The following is a 21,777-nucleotide window of genomic DNA, read 5'->3' on the forward strand; positions in this document are numbered from 1 at the left end:
TTTAATGCATGAATGTAGTAAAGAAGATTTATCAATACGCAGATCCCAACCTTGAGTTAGTCGGGTGGATGGGCTTCTTCGGTTTCCCTGCATACTTCTACATTTGGTCTTACGTTTATCCTCAATCGTATGAGAATGGTCCGCTTAGGTTTTTTTGCGCTTTACTCCTGTTGGGGTTAGCGCTCAGAAAGTATGTACCGCCACCCGTTAAGCGTTACCTCCCATACTATTATATTGCGACGATCACTATCTGCTTGCCGTTCTTCTTCTCATTCATGCTGTTTATGAACGAGTGGTCGACGGTGTGGGCAATGTCGTTCATGTCTTCAATCTTCTTGCATGTATTATTAGTCCATGAGACTCGAGTTATGTTGCTGCAAGCCATGATCGCAATTGCTGCGGCATACTTGCTAAGTTATGGACTGGAGCATGCGCCTAGCAAAGTTGAGACTGAAGTCGTCGTCATTTGGCCTTACATCCCGATTTTTTTGTTCACCTATGTCTTTGGTAATTTGTTCTATTTTCGTAATCAAGTTGAACATGAGGCGAAAGTCTCGATTGCTAAGTCATTTGGTGCTGGGATCGCTCATGAAATGCGTAACCCTTTAAGTGCTCTTAAAGCATCAGTTGACGTGCTTGACTCGTCTTTACCGTCAGTTAAAACAATTAAAGGAGATAAAGCTGAGATCGATAAGTTTGATATCGAGCGTATGAAGGAAGTGCTTTCTGGAGCCGACGAGGTTATTCGCAATGGTAATGAAGCTATAGACCTCTTGCTTACCTCTATTGACCAGAGCCGAGTATCGCACTCAACATTTCGTTCTTATTCCGTGGAGCAAGTGGTAAGAGAGTCGCTCACCAGTTTCTCTTATCCTAGCGATCATGCCAAAGACGTCGTGAATTTGCATGTCGAAGGTGATTTTGATTACTTTGGAAGTGATACGTTACTGAAATATGCGCTATACAACCTACTCAAAAATTCACTTTATTATCAGAATGGTGAAGAGTTTAAGATTGAGATCACGCTTAGAAGTGATCATGAGTTCAACTATTTATACTTCGAAGATAACGGCATTGGGATTGAAAAAGAAAAGTTAGAGTTTGTCTTTCAAGATTTTTATACCTCTGGAAAATCCTCAAGCTATGGGCTTGGGCTACCTTTTTGTAAACGTGTCATGCAAGCATTTGGCGGCAAGATAAAATGTGAATCCGTGCTCGGAGAGTGGACACGTTTTACCCTTAAGTTTCCTCGATATGAGTCCCCAAAAGTGTCCACAATTAAACAAGATATTCTAAGAAATAAATCAATGCTTTACGTGGGTAATGATGTAACGGTAAAGCGCAAACTGAACGAATTTACGTTCTACACAGGTGCACTATGTGACGTAGTCGATTTTGAGCAAGCACAGGGTAAAGAAGAGTTTGAATTTGAATACGATTTAATACTACTCGATCTAGAAGTATGCAGTGAGCAAGAGTATTTAATGCTGGAGTCTAAACTCCATTTTACTGAAGCGAAAATTGTGATGCTTTTTGCTCAAGATAGTGAGTATCACAACCGATTTAGTCGATTCCTTACTTTCTATCCAAAAGAGAAAAAGCAGTTCCTACTTGACGTCTCACAGTCGGTCGATGCACTTATGTTTGGCAATGTTGAGCCTAACCGTAACCTGATTCCGAAAAAGGCACCTGCGGTCGTTGGTAAACGTATCTTGATTGCTGATGACAATGAGTCGATGAGACAATTAACGACGATCTTATTGAATAAACAGGGTTATCAAGTTTCTCAGGCAGGCGATGGCAACGAGGTGCTAAGTGTATTGAGCAATGAGCAAGTTGACCTCATTCTGATGGATCTCGAAATGCCAATGTTGGATGGCTTAGAAACTACGACTCTTATTCGCGAGTCAGAAGAAGTCTACGCTAACGTGCCTATTCTTGGGCACACCGGTGATAATCGAAAAGAAACTCTCTCTAAAATTGACCAAGCGGGTATGAATGGATACTTAATTAAACCTGTAGATAAAGTTAAGTTGCTTGATAAGGTTGCAGACTACATTTAGTCCAATAATTTTTTCGTTTAAGTTTAAATAGTAACGCCCCTGTAGTAAGAGGCGTTATTTTATTATACGAAATACAATTCCTTATTTTCTTTAGCTTGCTTTGCAACCGATAAAATCTTATCAATATCATTGTTAGTTAAGGCGCTATTTAACGATAAGCGCAGGATGTTTTTATTATCAGGTGTGGCAGGAGTACAAAAAACGGAGCCAAATACTCCGTGTTCTTCGAAGAAATCTCTAACTTTACGCGTATTAGTCTTCTCTGCTGTTTCTAAACTGATTATCTGCGATTCGCTACGTATGTCGTAACCTATATCTTTTAGTCCCTCCCGTACTTGCTCTGAGCATTCCATTAATCGCTTGCGGGATTGGTCACTTTCCTTAATAACACTTAGCGTCGCATCAATTCTATCTAGCTCAAATGACATCATCGCTGAACTAAAAATAGATGGAAATGAGACGTACGGCACCACTTGACCTGTTAAGTTGTTACACCAAACTGCACCAGCTCGATAAGCGAAGGTTTTCGCTAGGCTGGCTGTCATGAAGTCTACATGATTAGTGAGACCGAGCTCTTGAAGTAATCCGGAACCTTTAGGGCCGTAAACACCGACAGAATGGGATTCATCAACGACAATCGCACAATCCATCTCTTTTGCCAAGGCCACCATTTCCTGAAGTGGCGCTATAGTGCCAATGGTGCTGTAAATAGAGTCAATCAAAACCACCCCTGGTCCATTACGTTTAATTAAACGTTTGAGATGATTAGTGTTATTGTGCATAAAGGGATGGATATTGGCTCCTGCAATTCGAGCCCCTTCCCACAGCGACATGTGCGCGAAAAAGTCTATATACACATTTGTTTCTGAATCACAGATGGTTTGCAGTAAGCCGATGTTGGCAATCCAGCCCGACGGTGCAATAGTGCAAGTTTGAAATCCTGTGTAATTTGCAAGGTGGTGCTCAACCGTTTTATCTAGTCCATCGCTGTGCAAAAACACATTAGACATAAATGCCGTGTCTTTCTTGGAAAGCAATGAATTAACTTGAGCGTCTATGATTTTAGGGTGATGGGTAAGTGCAAGGTAGTCATTACTTTGCAAAATGATATCACCTAGGTGTGGCTTCTTACCTAAAACTAGGTTTCTTCCATTATCTTTTTTATTTATTAGGTCAGAAACATAGTAGTTGATTCGTCTATCGATAAAATCGGGCAGACGAGATCGTGTAGTTAACATATTCATAATACATAGCCTTAAGTTATTTGTTGTAAGCGCCAGCTGACTTAGCTATGTATAAATTCAGTTGAATAATAAATCTAATATAAAATGTGATTTTCTTGCACATACCAACAGATATAATTATAATCAATGGTATATTAACTAAGAATAATTACCCTAAAGGGGAAGTGTCTAAATATAATAAATAGTTAATTTGTTTTTTCCACGATTTAATTATTGCGAATTCACTTTTATCTCCGAGGTAAAGACCTCCGGCCAATACATTTTTAAATATCCTGCAGCGACCCAAGCGACGAGACCTGTTGCGACCGACAACTCAATCAACCCAAAGTTATGTAACCAGTGCCAATGTGGGTGATTGTCTGCAAAAAAAGACGTAAGTCGATGCATCGCAATGGCACTGATGACTGATGGAAAAGTTACCGCGGCGATTGATGGTTGAAACTTCAGCCTCATGAGCCTTATATAACAAAGGTAAATGAGCAGTGTCATGGTGATTGCGATACCTGCAAGGGCACCAGTTAAGATAGGGTCGGGCTGTTCAAAGTTAACCAAATAGGTCGCTAACGTGAGGTTAATAGGGGCAGCCATGATCGCGAGTGTTGGCTTCGCCCTTTTAGGCAACATTCCCTCAAATACTAGTCTATATAGCACCAGTGGTAGCATAAAGAAGTAAATAGTTATGCATATGCTTACTAAGGTTTCTGAGAACACTGTGTGACCAAATTGCGTACCTGCAAGAGAGCTACTGATTACTCCAACTGGATAAAGAAACCAACTTGGTACAATGTTACACATCTTGAAGTTCTTCAACTGAAATGAGAAGAACAAACTCATCATGGTAAGATGTAAAAGTAAGGCAGCGAACCACAATGGATAGGCGATGATAGGCGATATAATGGCAAGGTAATCGCATAAAATCAGAAGCGCCATGCTCATTGGTGCCATTAGGCTTCCGCTGAGGGGGTGTCGGATGTCATTTATAAACGTGCTGTAGCTTGTTAGATATTTAACTAACACGGGGAAAAGCAGAATTGCACCTAAGCCAGCCAGGTAAGGTCTAATAACTTCTCCGACTTCTGGGACATAGAGTGCCCATGCATGACCAAGCCCAATGACACCTAATGCTAACGAGGCCTGTGAAGGCGGGACACTCTGGAATTGAGTAAAGCGTCTCCAGTTCAACGACGTTTTCCTTATACGGCTTACGGCAACCCTTTAGCTGGGAATATGCCGATATCTTTTAATGATGCGGGGTTAATTGCCGCGATCATAGCAAGCCAAACGGTTGCGACGCAAATCTCATTCAGTGTCTGATGGGAGATCTTTCTGTCTCAACTTCTCATTTTTTAGGGTTCGATGAAGCAGTTGGCTATAAATTGGCTGTCCGCCGAGCAGTTGAGCGAAAATAACCGCACCTAAACTCGTGATAATGAGTGGCAAGATTAGATAGTAGTTATTGGTCATTTCTATAACCAATAAGATTCCGGTGATCGGTGCACGAACGGTTGCGGCAAACAGTGCGCCCATTCCAGCAATAGCAAACATGCCTGGAGTAATATTAAGATCCGGTAAAAGGCCCTGTGCAATTAAGCCGAATGCATAACCAAACAAAGTGCCTAAAGCCAGCATAGGGGCAAAGATGCCACCGGGAGCGCCAGATCCAAAACAGATAAGCGTGGTAGCAATACGTGCTACAAACAATAGCAGGAGTATTTGCGCGCTATAGCCCCCATTTGTGATGGTTGGAATGAGACCAATCCCGCCACCTGTTACGGATGGGAAATAGAGCAACATAATTCCAAAGCAACCGCCGATTAAAGATCCGGTAACCAAGTAACGTTTTCTGTCGTTGCGATGCAGCTTTACAAACAGGTCTTGAGATAGAGTGACGAGCTGGTTGAATACTACACCGAATATTCCAAACAACGCACCTAGCAATAAGAACAGCCATAAGGTAGGCAGTTCCGGAGCTTCATACTGCGGCATGGTAATCACCGCATGCTGACCATTTATGTATCTAAAAACAATATTGGCGGATATGGCTGAAATGATCACTGCACGTATAGAGATCAAAGAGTATCGAAATTGAGGGCGCATCTCTTCGACAACAAACATAATGCCTGCTAGTGGGGCATTAAATGCTGCTGCTAAACCGCCTGCTGCACCTGATGCAAGCAGTGAATGGCGAGTATCATCATCTTTGACCTTGAAGATATCTGTGACCATTCGCCCGATAGCGCCACCCATTTGTACTGTTGGCCCCTCGCGGCCCAGTACCATACCCGAACCAAGTGCACCCATACCGCCAAAGAACTTAACAGGAATAACGCGCCACCAACGCACAGGGCGGATTCCATCCATTGCACCTTCTATCTCTGGTATTCCAGAACCAGCGGCTTCTGGAGCAAAGCGATGAACGAGGTAGTAGCCAATGAAAGCGAGTGATGCACTAATCAGAAATGCCGCTAACCAAAGAGGTAACACTCCGCCAATTTCGTTTTTTAGCCAATCCGTGCGAGTTTCAGAAACAAAATGAACCGCGATTTCAAAATAGGTTCCGACGAGTCCGGCTAGAATGCCAACCACCAAAGAAAGCGCCAAGACCGAAATAGGCGTTTTATCCTTTGAGAGAAATTGATTTACCGCATCCTTGGGTACTTTGGCGAGTAAGGACTGCTTAAATTTTTCTCTCTTGGTCATGAAAGTGGGGCTCCTGTTGAGTCGGAATATCGATAGGTGTCGTGAGAATTATACCCCTGAGAAATGCTAACTATAGCAATAAGAATGGAATATTGATTTTCAAATTTGAGATGGAGGGCAGGGATGAGATTTCGTGAGGGTAATTACTGGATGAAAATCACAATATCAGCACAAGCTATGGGGTGATGACCTTGCATAATCACTGATTTGAACCATAGTTAAGAGGTAAGGCAATTTGAATCGACCCGCATGGAGGAAATGTCGCCTTACCTACAATTTGGATGGATTCAACCGTAAAATTGAAAGCCTCGTTTTTTATCAGGTCGCAACATAATGACCTCCTGATTCGCAAACTCACGATTGAGTAACGAGGGATAGGGCGCACTTAATGGTGCGCCTCTTGTCGTTTAGTGGGGGAGTTATTCTTCGAGGTTGGAGATTTGTTTTAAAACATCTTCCAGTTGGTCCCAGGGCAGTAGTTGGTTGTCGATCACTTCCAAACGGCTCTCAAACCCTTCTAAAGACATCTCGTTGACCGACACAACGCCGTTGCTAACATTGAAAGCAAAACAACCATTTGTGGTGTTTAACACCCCTTTAACCCGTTCCGCGGTGAGATCAGAGAGAACGGAAAACAGCTCGTCAAAGTTGAAAACCACTTCTGCACCAAAGATCCAACCACAGCTAAAGTAACCTTGGCCTTTGTTCTCTTTACGTACGTAGGTTTGATCGGGCGCTAAGGCGAACTGAGGTTCTAACTCGGCGTGCTCATGGTGATGTGCAGCGACTTCTGTAGATACTGAATGGTCACGACGGGGAGAATCTAATAGCTCGATAGGAAAGTTGCCCTGTTTGACTAACTGGCTGAACACTTTTGGTGGCGTTTGATCGGTTACCCAGTCATTGAACGCATCAATATCACTGACATGACACTGATCGACTTTGTTGCCGATGACAATATCAGATATCTCTAGTTGGTCAGTGAAGTTTTGATTTTGTAAGTACTTCTCTTTACTTAGGTTTCTAGGGTCTACCAGACCAATCGTCGCTCTTAAATCTATGTAATCTGAGAACTGACTAGAGGTTAGCGTAGCCAATACTTTATGCGCATGCCCTAAGCCTGTTGGTTCAACAATCAGTCTGTCTGGCTTGGTTCTTAAAAGCGCCGTAATCGCAACAGACATAGGGACACCCGCTGCGCAGCACATACAACCGCCAGGCACTTCTTTAATTAGAGCGCCCTGATCGGTCAGCATAGCACCATCTATGCCAATTTCGCCAAACTCGTTCACTAGCACTGCCCAACGCTCACCTTCAGGCTTTTCTTTTAGAAGGTTAAGAATAGCGGTTGTTTTACCTGTACCTAGGAATCCAGTGATGATATTAGTTGGTATGCTCATCAGAAATACTCTCTTGTTCTTTTTGTTACACTATAACAATAGGGCACAAAAAAGGGCAGTGGAATCACTGCCCTTGGCGAAATTAGCGTTTGTTTTTAAGATAACGCTTGCGACGTTCTTCTTTCTTCTTCGCTTTTTCTTCTGCTTTACGCGCTGCTTCTAATTCAACTTCGATAAGCTCTTGAGTGATCATCTCAGGCAGTTCAAGCGTAATTTGTCCAAGTGTTCCGTTACGTAACTCGTGGAGCAGAATTTCCGAACATTTGTGTAAATCTACCCGGCCACCTGAACGCAATGCACCACGCCTTCGACCAATCTCTTCCATTAGCTCGATATCACTTTCCGGCAGCTCTTCAATCTCATAACGAGCTTGTAAACGCTGCGGGTAAGCTTTTGCTAGGTACTCGACCGTATAGAAAGCAACTTCGTCGTATTCCATTGCGGTATCTTTTACTGCGCCAGTGGCAGCAAGGCGGAATCCACTATGCGGGTTTTCAACTTTTGGCCACAGAATACCCGGTGTGTCAGAAAGCACGATACCATTTTGGAGGTTGATGCGTTGCTGACGACGCGTTACCGCAGGTTGGTTACCAGTGACAGCAATAGTACGACCAGCCAGTGAGTTGATAATGGTCGATTTCCCTACATTCGGGATACCCATAATCATGGTGCGAATGTTTTTACCAATCTCTTCGCGATGCGGCGCAAGTTTACGAACCAACTCCATGATCTTCTGCACTTCTTGTGGCTGAGATGTGGTAATCGCAATCGCTTTTACGTTGTGCTCTTTCTCAAAATGGTCAATCCAAAGTTGAGTCAATTCAGGATCGGCAAGATCGCGTTTATTAAGCACTTTTACAACCGGCTTATCACCCTTTAACTCGGCAATCATAGGGTTTTCACTACTAAAAGGGATGCGAGCGTCAAGCACCTCAATAATCACATCGATTTGAGGGATCGCTTCAGCAATCTCTTTTTGAGCCTTGTGCATATGGCCCGGAAACCATTGGATAGACATAGAACTAACCTTGAAATTCAAACTTGGCACAATTGTAAGGGGAATTGAGGGAGAGTAAAGGGTTCATATGGTCTTGATGAGCAGATTATTGAAAAATCAATGCCAATCATCAAACAGAAAGACCGTTCCAATGATAGCTTAATTGCAAAATCATTAGTGGAAATGTTCAATTACTATTTTGAAGTACCAGACTTTGCAATGCGCGATGAAGTGTTCTTTATTTGGGTCGAGCTTGTCGATACGGTGTTTACCGTATCGCAGATGAAACACGGTGACATTACGGCTGAATATGCGGATGAAGCGAAACGCGTTGCCAAGGCTTACTTAGGCACTTATCTTGATGTCTCCCTTCCTTTGAAGAAAGCGTAGTAATTTGGACTCATACTCGTTATGTCGGGTGTCTAGCCCCGTGACATAGTTTTACAGGTAGACGTGAAAACCATTGCGGCCATTGTTTTTCGCCTCGTATAGCGCTTGATCCGCTTGCTGGAACCAGTGTGTTAGTTGGTTATATGAGGTTAATTGCCCGGATGTTGCTCCCACGCTAATTGTAAGAACGTTACTTGTAGAAGAGTGTTCGTGTTTTAGTTTTAACTCCCTTACGTGAACGACAAGTTGGTCTAAATAGTCGTTGATTTCAAGTGGGTGATCTCCTGCTAGCAGGATACAAAACTCTTCGCCGCCGTATCGTGAAACGAGCTTCTCATACGATGTATCAACGGATTGGAGGGCTTTGGCTACCTTGCGCAAAGCTGCGTCACCTTCAAGATGCCCATAGTTGTCATTGAATAGCTTAAAATGGTCAACGTCAATTAACACAACAGCAATGTATTTATACTTGAGGTTTTCAATCAAGTTATGAGCGGTTTCATACAAGAACCTTCTATTGGCTATTTGAGTGAGTGCGTCAATGGTTGACTGCTCTTTTAAGATAGCGCGCTTATCTTCGAGCTCTGTAATTAAATCATTGATTTGGCGGGCGAAGCTACGCATCTCTTTCGAAATAAAAGTATCCTCACTTGGCAGGCGATCTCCTGATTTTTGGAACTGCTTTAGATACTGCTGCGCGGCTTTTAACGGTTTGATTAAATTAGTAACAACGTACAAGTTCACTATAAAGGTGATCAAAGCAAATAGAGACAACGCAGCTATTTCCGCTGAAGGAAGGAATTCTGGCAGGGTTTCATTGTGCGAGACGTGAATCGCAATTTTCACTTCATCGTCGATCAGAGCATCTCGGTACAGCACTGTATTGTTTAGGCCGACATCTGTCACTGAACTGAGAGCTGGGTATATACGAATACCTACTCCCGTTGAGGCTTCAATATCTTTAATGAATTGGTCTCTAATTTTTCGAATAAATAGCAAATAGCCATGTTGGCATTCTTGGCCGTCACTTAGACAGATTCGAGAAGAGGCAACCATAAATACTGAGCCATCAAAAGTTGCATAATCTAGGAATGACTCGATGGTGTTTTGTGACGCGTCAAATGCACGTGATAAAACTTTATTCACTACCGCGTGATCCTCGAGCGCAATAAATTCCATAGCCACAACACTTTCACCATCGTATGCACCACTCCAAACCGTGTTTCCTTGGGGGTCAAATATTACGATGGCATCGATATGTTTTGAGGCGAAAGCGTGAGCGCCGATACTATCTGCTATAAATATGGGCTCTGGGTTGTCTACATATCGGGCCATTGAAGTCCACGCCGCGTAGTCCTCTACCGAAGCACGAATCTCTAACTCTTCCATTCTAAGCACGGTGTTTACACGTTCTAATTCAAACTGCTGCCGGTTTTTAGATTGCTCTAGCGCTTGGCCGTGGCTCCAAAACAATTTAAAAGACAGGTAGAAAAACAGAAATAGAACAGCCGCGATCATTGACACAAAGATGGTGATCTGACGAATGCTTAAATGTTTAAAGTTATATAACAATGATGGCTCACCTGTATTGCTGATGATGTTTTCTTATTTGCTCTAATGCGTAAGTTAAGTGTAGAGGGGTTACTGGAAAGCAGAGAATAAATCGCTGAGAAAGATCTATTAATCGGTGCTTCTTAGCAAAATACCACTAACCATCAAGCGCGTGTCCAATGGGGTGGTGACTAAATCTACAAGTTAGCGCTATTCTCTTTTAAAGTGAGTTACTTATCAATAGTGGCTTTGATCCTATATGAGGGCTGAATAACACCAATTGTTGCAATGCTAGGTACGAGCTGAATTAGTTTTTTTTACTGGGTAGGTCTTTTATATTGATACAAATCTAAATGTAGGTTTCTGTACTTTTACGTGCGGCAAAATGTCCGGTTAATCTAGTGAATTACTTCAAAATTTTAAAATTGAGTTAAATTAATATTTTGTCATAATTTGATTAATTGTTTATATTCGCGAGCAACATAAATACTACAAAAGTACTAGGAAATGTCAGCCCAATCATCTTCCGCACGTGAAACGCTATTAGAAAGCCAAGAACAACTTGTCTCCACGACCGACCTCAAAGGCGTGATTACCTACAGTAATGAGGCGTTTGCTCGTGTTGCTGAATACTCACAACAAGAATTGCTAGGTCAACACCATAATATCGTTAGACACGATGATATGCCGAAAGCAGCTTTTGCAGACATGTGGCGAAATCTGAAGCAGGGTAAAGCGTGGCGTGGGATTGTTAAAAATAGAACCAAGTCTAATGGTTATTACTGGGTCGATGCATACGTAACGCCGATTTATCAAGATAACCAAATGGTGGGTTATCAGTCGGTTCGCGTCAAGCCTAAGCGAGAGTGGGTTGATATTGCGGACAAAGCCTACAAGGGGCTTTTGAATGCTGAAAAATCTGGCAGATCATGGTCACTTAAGATCAGTGACACCGTTCGTTATGCGGTGCTTCTTGGTGCTCTGGGTGCACCACTAGCCTCAAGCGTGATTGGCTTGCAGGGAGTGCCGAGTATTCTATTGAGTTTGGCACCAGTTGCGGTGATTTTGGCGCTATTTAGACAAGAACTCATTGATACGCCGAAACAACTTGGCAAGCTTCAATCTGAATACGACAGTGTCAGCCGTTTGATTTTTTCGGGCAGAAAAAAGTTTTCTGTCGCTGATTTCCACCTCAAGCTGTCGTCTGCGCGAATCCGCACAGTACTTGGGCGAATGAGTGACTCGGCAAAACCATTGCAAGATCTCGCAGACAATTTAAGCGCGACTTCTTATCAAGTGACTGAAGCTCTTGACCAACAGACCAAGGACATTCTGCAAGTTCGAGAAGCGACCGAAGAAGTAGAACTGACTGCGAATGAAGTTTCATCGAGCACACAAGATGCTCACCAGATTGTTGATGTCACTTTGAAAACCTGTGCTGGTGCAAAAGAGAGTATCAATCAAACGCACCAGAACCTCACTAATTTAAGTGTACAGGCGGAGAAGGCGACACAGACGACGTACCAATTGAGCGAGCAAGCTCAAAATGTCAGTAAAATGATGGAAGAAATCGGTGGAATTGCCGAGCAAACCAATCTTTTGGCCCTCAATGCTGCCATTGAAGCGGCGCGAGCAGGAGAGCAAGGACGTGGCTTTGCGGTGGTTGCTGACGAGGTTCGCGCACTTTCGGGGCGCACATCCAATGCGACTGTTCAAATTAAAGACAGCATTGAAGCCATGTTAGGCACTATTGAAAGTTGGCAGGGCGATATACTTGCCAACCAAGAGCAGACCAACGCTTGTAGCGATGTGGCGAGTGTGAGTGCTGAGAGGTTGTCTGAGGTCGAAGAGCTCATGACATCGATGAATAACTTAATGCAGTCGGTTGAAAGCTCTGCGATTAAACAGCGTGAACTGTCGAGCGAAGTGAATTTACATATTCAATCAATCGCCTCAACTTCAGAGCAAAATCTCGCGGCAACTCGTGCTGTAAAAGAACACTCTAATGAGCTGAAAGAGCAAGTGGACGAGTTCCATCAGCTGGCTAAACGTTTTGAAGAGAAATCATAATTCGCTCTGATTGTAATAGCCCTCGAACTTAGCGAGGGCTATTTTTTTGCTTCACAGAAAGAACTTTCCCTATCTATACTTATCCAAGTAGTTGAATTATTAATACTAATTAATACTATAGTTATTAGATTAACTTGTATGACCATGGAAGGAAGAGCATATGAAGATGCTGTCTCGCTTAGTGCTTAGTGGATTGATTGCCACAAGTACAAGCTTTGGGGCTTATGCCGATGTGATTGAAACGACGACTCTGGTTGGATTTGGCAAAGCAAAATACCCAGAAAATTTTGCTCACTTCGATTACGTCAATCCGGAAGCGCCTAAGTACGGCAAAGTGACATATGGTCAGATGGGGACTTACGATAACTTTAACCGATATGCTTCGCGCGGAGTAGCAGCAGCAGGAAGCGGTCAGCTGTACGATACGCTTATGTATTCTCCAAGTGATGAGATTGACGCCTACTATCCGCTGATTGCGAGTAAGGCGCGCTATTCTGATGATTATATGTGGTTAGAGCTCGACATTAACCCGAAGGCACGTTTCCAAGATGGGAAGCCAATTACCGCCCATGATGTTGCTTTTACCTTCCAGAAGTTTATGACTGAAGGTGTGCCTCAATATCGTTCATATTACAAAGCCATTAAGTCTGTCACTGCCACGTCTGATCATGTCGTTCGTATCGAGATGTCTGAACCAGACAGAGAGAAGCTATTTAGCTTCGCTCAGTCTACTCGTGTACTTCCTAAGCACTTCTGGCAAGATAAGAAGTTTTCTGAACCCCTCAATGAACCACCAGTTGGCAGCAGTGCGTATAAGGTTACCGATTACAAACCGGGGCAGAGCGTGACCTATACATTAGACAAAGACTATTGGGCAAAAGATCTGCCGGTGAATGTAGGGCGCAACAACTTTGAACAGGTTCAGTACGATTATTATCGGGATGATACGGTCATGCTTGAGGCCTTTAAAGCAGGTGAGTTTGACATCCGTATTGAGAGCGAACCGAAATTCTGGGAAAACTCATACACAGGCTCAAACTTTGATAAGGGTTACATTAAGAAAGAAGTGATCCCTCATTCACAGCCTCAGCAAGCCAATGGTTTTGTGTTCAATATTCAAACCGAGGTATTTAAAGATCCTAAAGTACGTGAAGCCATCACCTATGCACTCGATTTTGAGTGGATGAATAAAAACCTTTTCTATAGTGAAAACAGCCGTACGCGTAGTTATTTCCAGAATACCGATTATGCATCAGTTGGTTTGCCGTCAGACGCTGAAAAAGCGGTATTGGAGCCGATAAAGGATAAAATTCCGCCGCGTGTTTACACCGAAGAGTACCAACCGCCTAAAACCGATGGTTCAGGTCGTATTCGTAGCCAAATGCGATCGGCGTTTAAGCTATTTAAAGAGGCTGGATGGGAATTGAAGAACAAAGTCATGACCAACACCAAAACGGGTGAAGCGATGAGCTTTGAGCTACTTATCTTCAATCCGAATGTGGAAACTTACGCGATCCCGTTTCAGAAAAACCTCAAGTTAATGGGGATTGATATGAAGCTTCGCACTGTGGATCGTACCCAATACATCAAGCGATTGCGTGATCGTGATTTTGATATGGTCTCTTCGCGTTTCTTTGCCAACGCTTATCCTAGTTCTAGCCTAATGATTGTTTGGAATTCAAAGTTCATTGACTCGACCTACAACACCGCAGGTGTTATTGACCCCGCAGTCGATTACCTAACCCAGGAAATCGCCGATAATCAGCAGAACCCTGAGAAGTTACTCGCGTTAGGGCGTGCATTCGACAGGGTGCTTCAGTGGAACTTCTATATGGTTCCTCAATGGCATTACAGTAACTACCGCGTCGCGACATGGGATAAGTTTGAGCGACCAGATATTCGGCCAGAGTATGATTTAGGTGTCGATACTTGGTGGGTGTCTAAAGAGAAAGCTGCCAAGCTTCCAGAAAAACGACGTTAATCGAGGCATTGATGGCTGCATATATTTTTCGACGACTGCTGTTAGTCATACCCACATTGTGGGCGATTATCACTATTAACTTCTTCATTATTCAGGTGGCCCCGGGCGGTCCAGTTGAACAAGCAATTGCGCAAATGGAGGGGTTAGAGTCTGGCTTGATGAGCCGTTTCACTGGGGGAGGCAACTCAGCGGACACCGCTGTTGTAGAGGAAGCGTCTTCAACAGGCTATAAAGGCTCACGAGGCTTAGACCCAGAAGTTGTCGAAGAAATTAAAAAGCAGTTTGGTTTTGATAAACCTATCCATGAACGCTATTTCGACATGTTGAAAAACTATGTGACTTTCAATTTCGGTGATAGCTTATTCAAGGGTGGTAGCGTCATCGATCTAATTGTTGAAAGGTTACCTGTCTCCATCTCCCTAGGTTTATGGAGCACGTTGATCATCTATCTGATTTCAATACCCCTTGGGATTTTGAAAGCGATTCACCATGGCAGTCGATTTGATATTTGGTCTAGTGCGGTCGTCATCGTGGGTTATGCAATTCCAGGTTTCTTGTTTGCCATCATCCTGATTATTGTGTTTGCCAGCGGTAACTACTTTAGTTGGTTCCCGCTGCGTGGCTTGGTTTCAAGTAATTTTGAACAGCTCAATTGGTATCAACAAATCATCGACTACTTCTGGCATTTAACCTTGCCGATCCTTGCCATGGTTATTGGCGGCTTTGCGACATTAAGTATGCTGACGAAAAACTCCTTCCTTGATGAGATCAACAAGCAATACGTGGTTACCGCGCGCGCAAAAGGACTTGATGAACGAGACATTCTCTATAAACACGTTTTCCGCAATGCCATGTTGATAATTATTGCAGGCTTTCCAGCGGCGTTTATCAGCATCTTTTTCACTGGCTCAATGCTAATTGAAGTCATGTTCTCCCTTGAGGGGATAGGCCTGCTCGGCTTTGAGTCGACCATACAGCGCGACTATCCTGTCGTGTTCAGCTCACTTTATATCATGACGCTTCTCGGCCTGATCTTGAGCATAATTTCAGACCTCACCTATACCTGGGTGGATCCACGAATTGATTTTGAGGCGCGTTAATGTTGTTGAAAAAGAAGCGAAGTAATCCTCTAAATGAAGCTCGTTGGCTAAGGTTTAAAGCCAACAAGCGTGGCTTTTGGTCAATGTGGATTTTTGGGTTGTTGTTCATCGTTAGCTTGTTTGCCGAATTGATTGCCAATGACAAGCCGTTGCTGGTGGAATTTGATAGTCAGTGGTACTTCCCGATTGCGACCCAGTATGCTGAAACCGAGTTCGGTGGTGAATTTGAAACTGAAGCAGACTATACCGACCCTTATGTGATCGAATTAATCGAAGAAAAAGGTTACATCGTCTGGCCATTAATTCGATTTAGCTACGACACCATCAACTTTAATATTGGCGGCGCTGTGCCTTCGCCTCCGGACAATATCAATTGGTTAGGAACTGATGACAAAGGCCGAGACGTATTGGCTCGGGTCATTTACGGCTTTCGTATTTCGGTCTTGTTTGGCTTTGTTTTAACCATAGTTTCGAGTGTCATTGGTGTGGCAGTCGGCGCAACACAAGGTTATTACGGTGGCTGGTTAGATTTATTTGGTCAGCGTTTTATCGAAGTGTGGTCGGGTATGCCGACACTGTTCTTGCTCATCATATTATCCAGTTTTGTCGAGCCCAATTTCTGGTGGCTACTCGGGATTATGGTGGCATTTAGCTGGATGAGTTTAGTCGGGATAGTGCGCGCTGAGTTCTTACGCTGTCGTAACTTTGATTATGTTCGCGCCGCGCAGGCGATGGGTGTGGCCGATAGGCGAATTATGCTGCGTCACATGTTGCCCAATGCTATGGTTGCGTCTCTGACTATGATGCCTTTTATCCTTTCAGGTTCGGTAACAACGCTAACCTCCCTAGACTTCTTAGGTTTTGGTTTACCCGCGGGCTCGCCTTCATTGGGTGAGTTACTCGCGCAAGGTAAAGCCAACTTACAAGCGCCATGGCTTGGTTTTTCAGCATTCCTTGTTCTCTCCGTGATGCTAACTTTGCTGGTGTTTATCGGCGAAGCAGTCCGTGATGCCTTTGACCCTCACCATCAAGGAAGATAGCGATGTCTGAAACTGTACTTACTATTAATGGATTATCTGTTGGGTTTGGTAGTAAGAAGCAAGTCGAACAAGTGACTAACCAAGTGTCGCTCTCGATCAAAAAAGGTGAGACCCTCGCTTTGGTTGGTGAAAGTGGCTCCGGCAAGTCGGTGACGGCCAATTCGATTCTCAAGTTACTGCCCCAAGGTTCTTCTCACTACCTTTCTGGCAATATTACCTTTGATGGCATCAATATTCTTGAGTGCTCAGAGCGGCAGTTAAGAGGGATTCGTGGGGGAAGAATCGGCATGATTTTTCAAGAGCCAATGGTCTCGCTCAACCCGCTGCACAAGGTCGGTAAACAATTGGTTGAGACACTGGCAATCCATAGAGGGATGCGCCAACAAGCGGCAGAACAGCTTGCTGTTGAGTGGTTAGGAAAGGTGGGCATTCGTAACCCTGAACATAAGGTTATGGCTTACCCGCATGAACTGTCAGGGGGAGAAAGGCAACGAGTAATGATCGCCATGGCGTTGATTAACGAGCCTGAATTGTTGATTGCTGACGAACCGACGACAGCGTTGGATGTATCTGTTCAGGCTCAGATACTCGACCTGCTCAAACAGTTGCAACAAGAAATGGGTATGGCAATGTTGTTTATCACCCATGATCTGAGCATTGTAAAACGGATTGCTGATCGTGTGTCTGTTATGCAAAACGGTAGTTTGGTTGAAACTGGTAATTGCGAGCAGATTTTCAATTCCCCCGTCCATGAATACACACAAAAGTTGATTAACTCGGATCCCAGAGGCTTGCCAGTTCAAATCAGTGAGCAAGCTACGCCTTTACTAGATGTCAGCAACTTGCGTGTTTGGTTCCCCATTACTGGTGGGATCTTCAAGCGAGTGGTGTCGCATATTAAAGCCGTTACCAACATGAACTTTGAGTTAAAGAAAGGCCACTCGATAGGGTTAGTTGGTGAGAGTGGTTCAGGTAAATCGACCACGGGAATGGCAATACTGCGGTTGGTTAAGTCTGAAGGCTCTATTGCTTATCAAGACAACGAGCTTCAAGGTTTAGATAGAAAGGGCATGTTGCCTTATCGAAGTAAGATGCAGGTGGTGTTCCAAGACCCATTCTCAGCGTTGAATCCTCGTATGTCGGTGGCACAAGTGATTGGTGAAGGATTGAGGGTACATCAGACGCTAAATGAAGATGAAATAGACCAACGAATTTGTGATGTAATGGCTGAAGTGGATTTAGACCCAGAAACGCGATATCGCTACCCAAATGAGTTTTCTGGCGGTCAAAGGCAGCGTATTGCTATAGCACGGGCGCTAATCCTTAAACCAGAATTTATTTTGTTGGACGAGCCAACTTCTTCTTTAGATAGGACGGTTCAGGCACAAGTACTTGAGTTGCTAAAGTCATTACAAGAAAAGTACCAACTCACCTATTTGTTTATCAGTCATGACTTAAACGTAGTTCGCTCGCTGTGCCATTACACTATTGTGATGAAGCAAGGTGAGATCATCGAACAAGGCGAGACCCAAACCCTGTTTGGTAATCCGAAGCAACCTTATACGCGACATCTGGTCAATCTTTCCTCCCTATAAATACTAACCGGGATAAATCGGTGATCAGCTGCTTGTTCTGATTGGTATAATTACACCCAATAAAAAACCAGTAGTGGGGCACTACTGGTTTTTATTTGTATTATTTTGCTTGGTGTAACGTGCTTATAACGTGATGCTGTTGTCAGCAGACCAAGTTTTCTCAAACTCTTTACTGACATCGTACTCGTTTAAGTGAGCAACGTGGAAGTTTAGCAAATCTAGATCGTACGATGGCTCAGTATAAACGTTACCTAAGCTAATCGCTTCAACCAAACGGTCGGCTTGGTCTGCAGCATAGCGGTCGTTACCTAGGCGAGTTTTACTTTGAAGTTGATTACGTAGTTCACTGACGACCATTTCATATTCAACTTGTGTGAATCCAGCAGCAATAGCGCGCTCGATTTCAGATTTCACTACATTTTCTGTTGTAGACTTCTCGTCCGCTGACATATCAGTAATACGAATTTGCGATAGCAAACGGTGATCGAAAAGAACTTCGTTATCGATAGATACTTTCGCTTGAGATTGATGCTGCTCAAGAGCATTTTGAATGCGGTGTTCTAGCATCTTGTTCGCTATCGTTGTTAACAAGATCTCTTTACGCTGCAGCTTACTGTCTTGTTCATCTTGGAGTGTTTTAAGCGTGCTTAATGACAAGCCATTATCATTCAATTCGGTTGGCTCAAGATAAGCGTCTAATGCAATACTATTGCCTGAAGAGGTGAAACCTTGCTTACCTTTTGCCCATCCCGAGAACTGGCGCTGGATTAGCTTGGTTGTCTGTCTAGTGTTAATGCCACCAGTAACAATGACCGTTACATTTTGCGGAATATAGAATTCCTGCTTGAACTCATTGCCCTTTGTATTGGTCACCAAACCTTCTTGGATGCTCGCGAAGCTTGCTTCAAGTGTTTTAGCATCGGCATGGGCAAGATCTAAGCTAAATACAGTTTGCTTTAAGCTAGTTGTGGCTTGCCAATCACTTTGTTCTACAGAGGAAAGCGCCGCGAGCTTTGCTGTTGAATCTTCGTCATTAGACTGTTGCGCCGAGCCTGAACCAATCATTACGCGCAGAGAGACTTCATCCGAGCTGCGAGTCGTTGGTAAAACCACAAAACGCAGGCCGTTGTTCAATTCGGCTACCATGGTGTTGGTTGGCATTTGAATATCGGTATGCTCGAACCATAAGGCCGAGTTAGATGAAGCTGAAACTACAGGTGAAAAAATGAGCGTTGCAGAGAGTGCTGCACCAATCAAGCTACGTACTGAATAAGACACTTTTTTACTCCAGAGGCAGAAACAACAATGAGTTCCCTGTCCAGTAATAACGAATTTACTTTCGTTATCAGCGCTTTATCTATCCTTGATTGAGAAGCTGAGCTTCACAAAACACCGTTACCTTAAGCCGCAATTCTAGCGAGGTATATGAACTGGTTTATAAATTTGTGTGAATTCTCTACAACTAAAGTTAATTAGTCAAATGGAATGATGAATTCGATGAATAAGTCTCGAATGTGAGACGGGGCTATATCTTGGTATAGTGGCTAGCGCTGGCAAGAGATAGAGGCTTGGAGAACCAATAACCCTGTAGGTAGGCGGCCCCCATATCAGTAAAGACACGTTGCATTGCCGCATCCTCGATACCTTCAATGACGATATCAATGTTATAAGCATTGCATAAATTGGTGATGAATGAGAGGTACTCAAACGTGACCGGGTTTTCTAATGATCGCCAAGCAATAGATTTATCGATCTTAATTTGAGAAAGAGGTAAATCGAAAAAGCTATTTAGTGAGCTGTAGCCTGCTCCGAAGTCATCTAGAGACAACTGAAAGCCAAACTGTTTGAGACGCAATAGTTGTGAGATAGCGTCTTTGTTGTCATCTAATATAATGGTTTCAGTCAGCTCTAGAACGATAGAATTGGCATTGACACCAAACTCTTGGGTAATTTTCTTAACGTTGTCAGGAAACTGCTGGCTAAGTAACTGTAGGACTGAAACATTCACATTAACCTTGATCTCTTCGGTGTGGGTTTGCTGATACTTGTTGATAAAGCGACACGCTTTCTCAAAAACAAAGTAGCCTAATTCGCTTATCAAGCCTTTCTTTTCCGCCACAGAAATGAATTCGTCAGGGTATATCTCTCCAATTGTATCGCTGCGCCAACGAACTAGGCTTTCAAAACTTGCTACTCTGTCTGATTTGCAGCAAACGATAGGCTGAAACTTAACCGACAGATTACCGTCACGTATTGCATTGCCAAGCTCTTGATCAATATAGAAATGGCGATCTATTTGAGTTTTAGTACTCCCAGCATAGATTCGAACAGAGTGCTCGGAATTAGCTGCGGCGAACTGACAAGTTTGAGCAGCAACACGGACAATTTCGTCTGTGTCACAATTTTCAGTGATGTTTGGGTAGATACCGATACTGATTTCGTTTGCAAACAGGAAATCGAGCGTTCTAATCGCTTCTTTGTAGACTTTGGTTATACGGCGAGCCAATTTGTTGAGGGCCGACTCGTCCAACTGACCACGTACAATGATGGCAAAATCGTGTGATTGGATACGGTACATGTCAACGAACTGTTCAGGAAAGTCACCGAGTACTTTAGTTAAGCGCGAAAGCAGATCACGCATCATTTGACCACCATAAAGTGATTGATACGAACGTGTGACCCCAGGTTGAATGTACATTAGGTGGTGTGTTTCTTCGTTCACCACCTTAAGGTTATCAAGATCCATCGCCAACTTTTGTTCGTTAGCTAATCCAGAAGAACCATCAGTTAACGATGTTTGCTGAACATAAGATTCCATCAATTTTCTATCAGAGATATCTCGGTGGCAGCCAATCATGAATCTCTTACCGTTGACCGTCTTTGTTACTGCCGTCCCTTCAAGCCAAATGTACCGACCAGTGGTACAACGAATCCGATATTGGGTAACAACGCGAGCGCCATCTTGTTGAATATGCTCATCAACTTTCTCTTCGAATGCGATTTGGTCTTGCGGGTGAATAAGGTCAGTCCAGCTCTTTAGATCGGTATGGCCAGGTTCGATACCAAACCGAGAATAAAAAGAGGGGTTGTAGAAGCAAACATATTCATTTCCCGACATATAGAAGATGCCATCGTTTAGGACATCAATCATATGGCGGAAATGGTTATCCATAAGATCATCAAGTTCAGCACCGGTGAGACCAAGTACTGCGGATTCAATTTTATCTACAAGTTCATCTTCTGTCCCTGATACTAAGGACAGTTTTGGTGGAGACATGACGTTGTCAATTGAATGATTCATTAAAAATCTATATACCTGATAACACTGTGGTTTATCTTTGTTATGTGATATTTATTATTTGTTTAATCACTTATTCTGTTAGTAATACAGCAATTAAGATTTGATCTCTAGCATATCAATCGCATTATTTATTAGTTGCATAAAAAATATTAACTGTAGCTCACAGAGTAACCAATGTTGTTGATATTTAGCTTGATAAACTGACAATTCCAGTATGGTTTTTTAGTGAGCAGAGAACGAAAACAACGGCGTATTCTGACAACCACGTGAGATGTTTTTTAGTAAACATATGATTATAATGCTTTATTCACCTAGTTGGATAATTGCTTAGCTTAGGTAAAGCGC

General features: G+C 43.3%; 15 protein-coding genes. 7 read left to right on the forward strand and 8 right to left on the reverse strand.

What is annotated here, in order from left to right; translation table 11 throughout:
* Positions 1-8 precede the first annotated feature (8 nt).
* Positions 9-2,063 (forward strand): hybrid sensor histidine kinase/response regulator, encoded by a 2,055-nt coding sequence (locus tag AC6R16_RS17985; RefSeq protein ID WP_500675295.1) that lies wholly within the window; start codon positions 9-11, stop codon positions 2,061-2,063.
* A 62-nt stretch (positions 2,064-2,125) separates the two neighbouring features.
* Here AC6R16_RS17985 and cqsA read toward each other — a convergent pair whose 3' ends face one another.
* The 5 genes from cqsA to ylqF form a co-directional block, all read right to left on the reverse strand.
* Entirely contained in the window at positions 2,126-3,307 is a 1,182-nt protein-coding gene (gene cqsA, locus AC6R16_RS17990; protein ID WP_500675296.1) for an alpha-hydroxyketone-type quorum-sensing autoinducer synthase, read from the reverse strand.
* 210 nt (positions 3,308-3,517) lie between these two features.
* On the reverse strand, positions 3,518-4,489 hold the full coding sequence (locus AC6R16_RS17995; protein ID WP_500640222.1) for a TDT family transporter: 972 nt from the start codon (positions 4,487-4,489) through the stop codon (positions 3,518-3,520).
* A 117-nt stretch (positions 4,490-4,606) separates the two neighbouring features.
* The gene (clcA, locus tag AC6R16_RS18000) at positions 4,607-6,007 is read right to left on the reverse strand and encodes a H(+)/Cl(-) exchange transporter ClcA (RefSeq protein ID WP_500675297.1); all 1,401 of its coding nucleotides are present in this window, start codon (positions 6,005-6,007) and stop codon (positions 4,607-4,609) included.
* 419 nt (positions 6,008-6,426) lie between these two features.
* Complete coding sequence (locus tag AC6R16_RS18005) at positions 6,427-7,407, reverse strand: CobW family GTP-binding protein (protein ID WP_500640220.1); 981 nt, start codon at positions 7,405-7,407, stop codon at positions 6,427-6,429.
* 82 nt (positions 7,408-7,489) lie between these two features.
* Entirely contained in the window at positions 7,490-8,425 is a 936-nt protein-coding gene (ylqF, locus tag AC6R16_RS18010) for a ribosome biogenesis GTPase YlqF (RefSeq protein WP_239855921.1), read from the reverse strand.
* A gap of 99 nt (positions 8,426-8,524) precedes the next feature.
* On the opposite strand from ylqF, the gene AC6R16_RS18015 reads away from it, so the two are divergent.
* Positions 8,525-8,794 carry a hypothetical protein gene (locus tag AC6R16_RS18015; protein WP_500675298.1) on the forward strand — a complete coding sequence of 90 codons (270 nt, stop codon included), beginning with the start codon at positions 8,525-8,527 and terminating at the stop codon, positions 8,792-8,794.
* Positions 8,795-8,845: 51 nt separating this feature from the next.
* On the opposite strand, the gene AC6R16_RS18020 is transcribed toward AC6R16_RS18015, so the two are convergent.
* Complete coding sequence (locus AC6R16_RS18020; protein ID WP_500675299.1) at positions 8,846-10,366, reverse strand: sensor domain-containing diguanylate cyclase; 1,521 nt, start codon at positions 10,364-10,366, stop codon at positions 8,846-8,848.
* A 486-nt stretch (positions 10,367-10,852) separates the two neighbouring features.
* Between AC6R16_RS18020 and AC6R16_RS18025 the strand changes: the two genes are divergently transcribed.
* From AC6R16_RS18025 to yejF, 5 genes are all read left to right on the forward strand, one after another.
* Positions 10,853-12,415: a methyl-accepting chemotaxis protein gene (locus AC6R16_RS18025; protein WP_500675300.1), complete on the forward strand. Its 1,563-nt coding sequence runs from the start codon at positions 10,853-10,855 to the stop codon at positions 12,413-12,415.
* A gap of 160 nt (positions 12,416-12,575) precedes the next feature.
* The gene (locus AC6R16_RS18030; RefSeq protein ID WP_500675301.1) at positions 12,576-14,396 is read left to right on the forward strand and encodes an extracellular solute-binding protein; all 1,821 of its coding nucleotides are present in this window, start codon (positions 12,576-12,578) and stop codon (positions 14,394-14,396) included.
* Positions 14,397-14,407: 11 nt separating this feature from the next.
* A complete protein-coding gene (locus AC6R16_RS18035; protein ID WP_171383677.1) occupies positions 14,408-15,496 on the forward strand; it encodes a microcin C ABC transporter permease YejB in 1,089 nt (362 codons plus the stop codon).
* A complete protein-coding gene (locus tag AC6R16_RS18040; protein ID WP_500675302.1) occupies positions 15,496-16,536 on the forward strand; it encodes an ABC transporter permease in 1,041 nt (346 codons plus the stop codon). The genes AC6R16_RS18035 and AC6R16_RS18040 overlap by 1 nt, the downstream gene beginning before the upstream one ends.
* A 2-nt stretch (positions 16,537-16,538) precedes the next feature.
* Entirely contained in the window at positions 16,539-18,131 is a 1,593-nt protein-coding gene (yejF, locus tag AC6R16_RS18045) for a microcin C ABC transporter ATP-binding protein YejF (protein WP_500675303.1), read from the forward strand.
* 123 nt (positions 18,132-18,254) lie between these two features.
* Here yejF and AC6R16_RS18050 read toward each other — a convergent pair whose 3' ends face one another.
* The gene (locus AC6R16_RS18050; RefSeq protein WP_500675304.1) at positions 18,255-19,409 is read right to left on the reverse strand and encodes an insulinase family protein; all 1,155 of its coding nucleotides are present in this window, start codon (positions 19,407-19,409) and stop codon (positions 18,255-18,257) included.
* A 247-nt stretch (positions 19,410-19,656) separates the two neighbouring features.
* Positions 19,657-21,432 (reverse strand): EAL domain-containing protein, encoded by a 1,776-nt coding sequence (locus AC6R16_RS18055; RefSeq protein ID WP_500675305.1) that lies wholly within the window; start codon positions 21,430-21,432, stop codon positions 19,657-19,659.
* Positions 21,433-21,777: the final 345 nt, after the last annotated feature.

It is taken from the genome of Vibrio sp. R10-SG3-ISO10 (assembly GCF_059834185.1).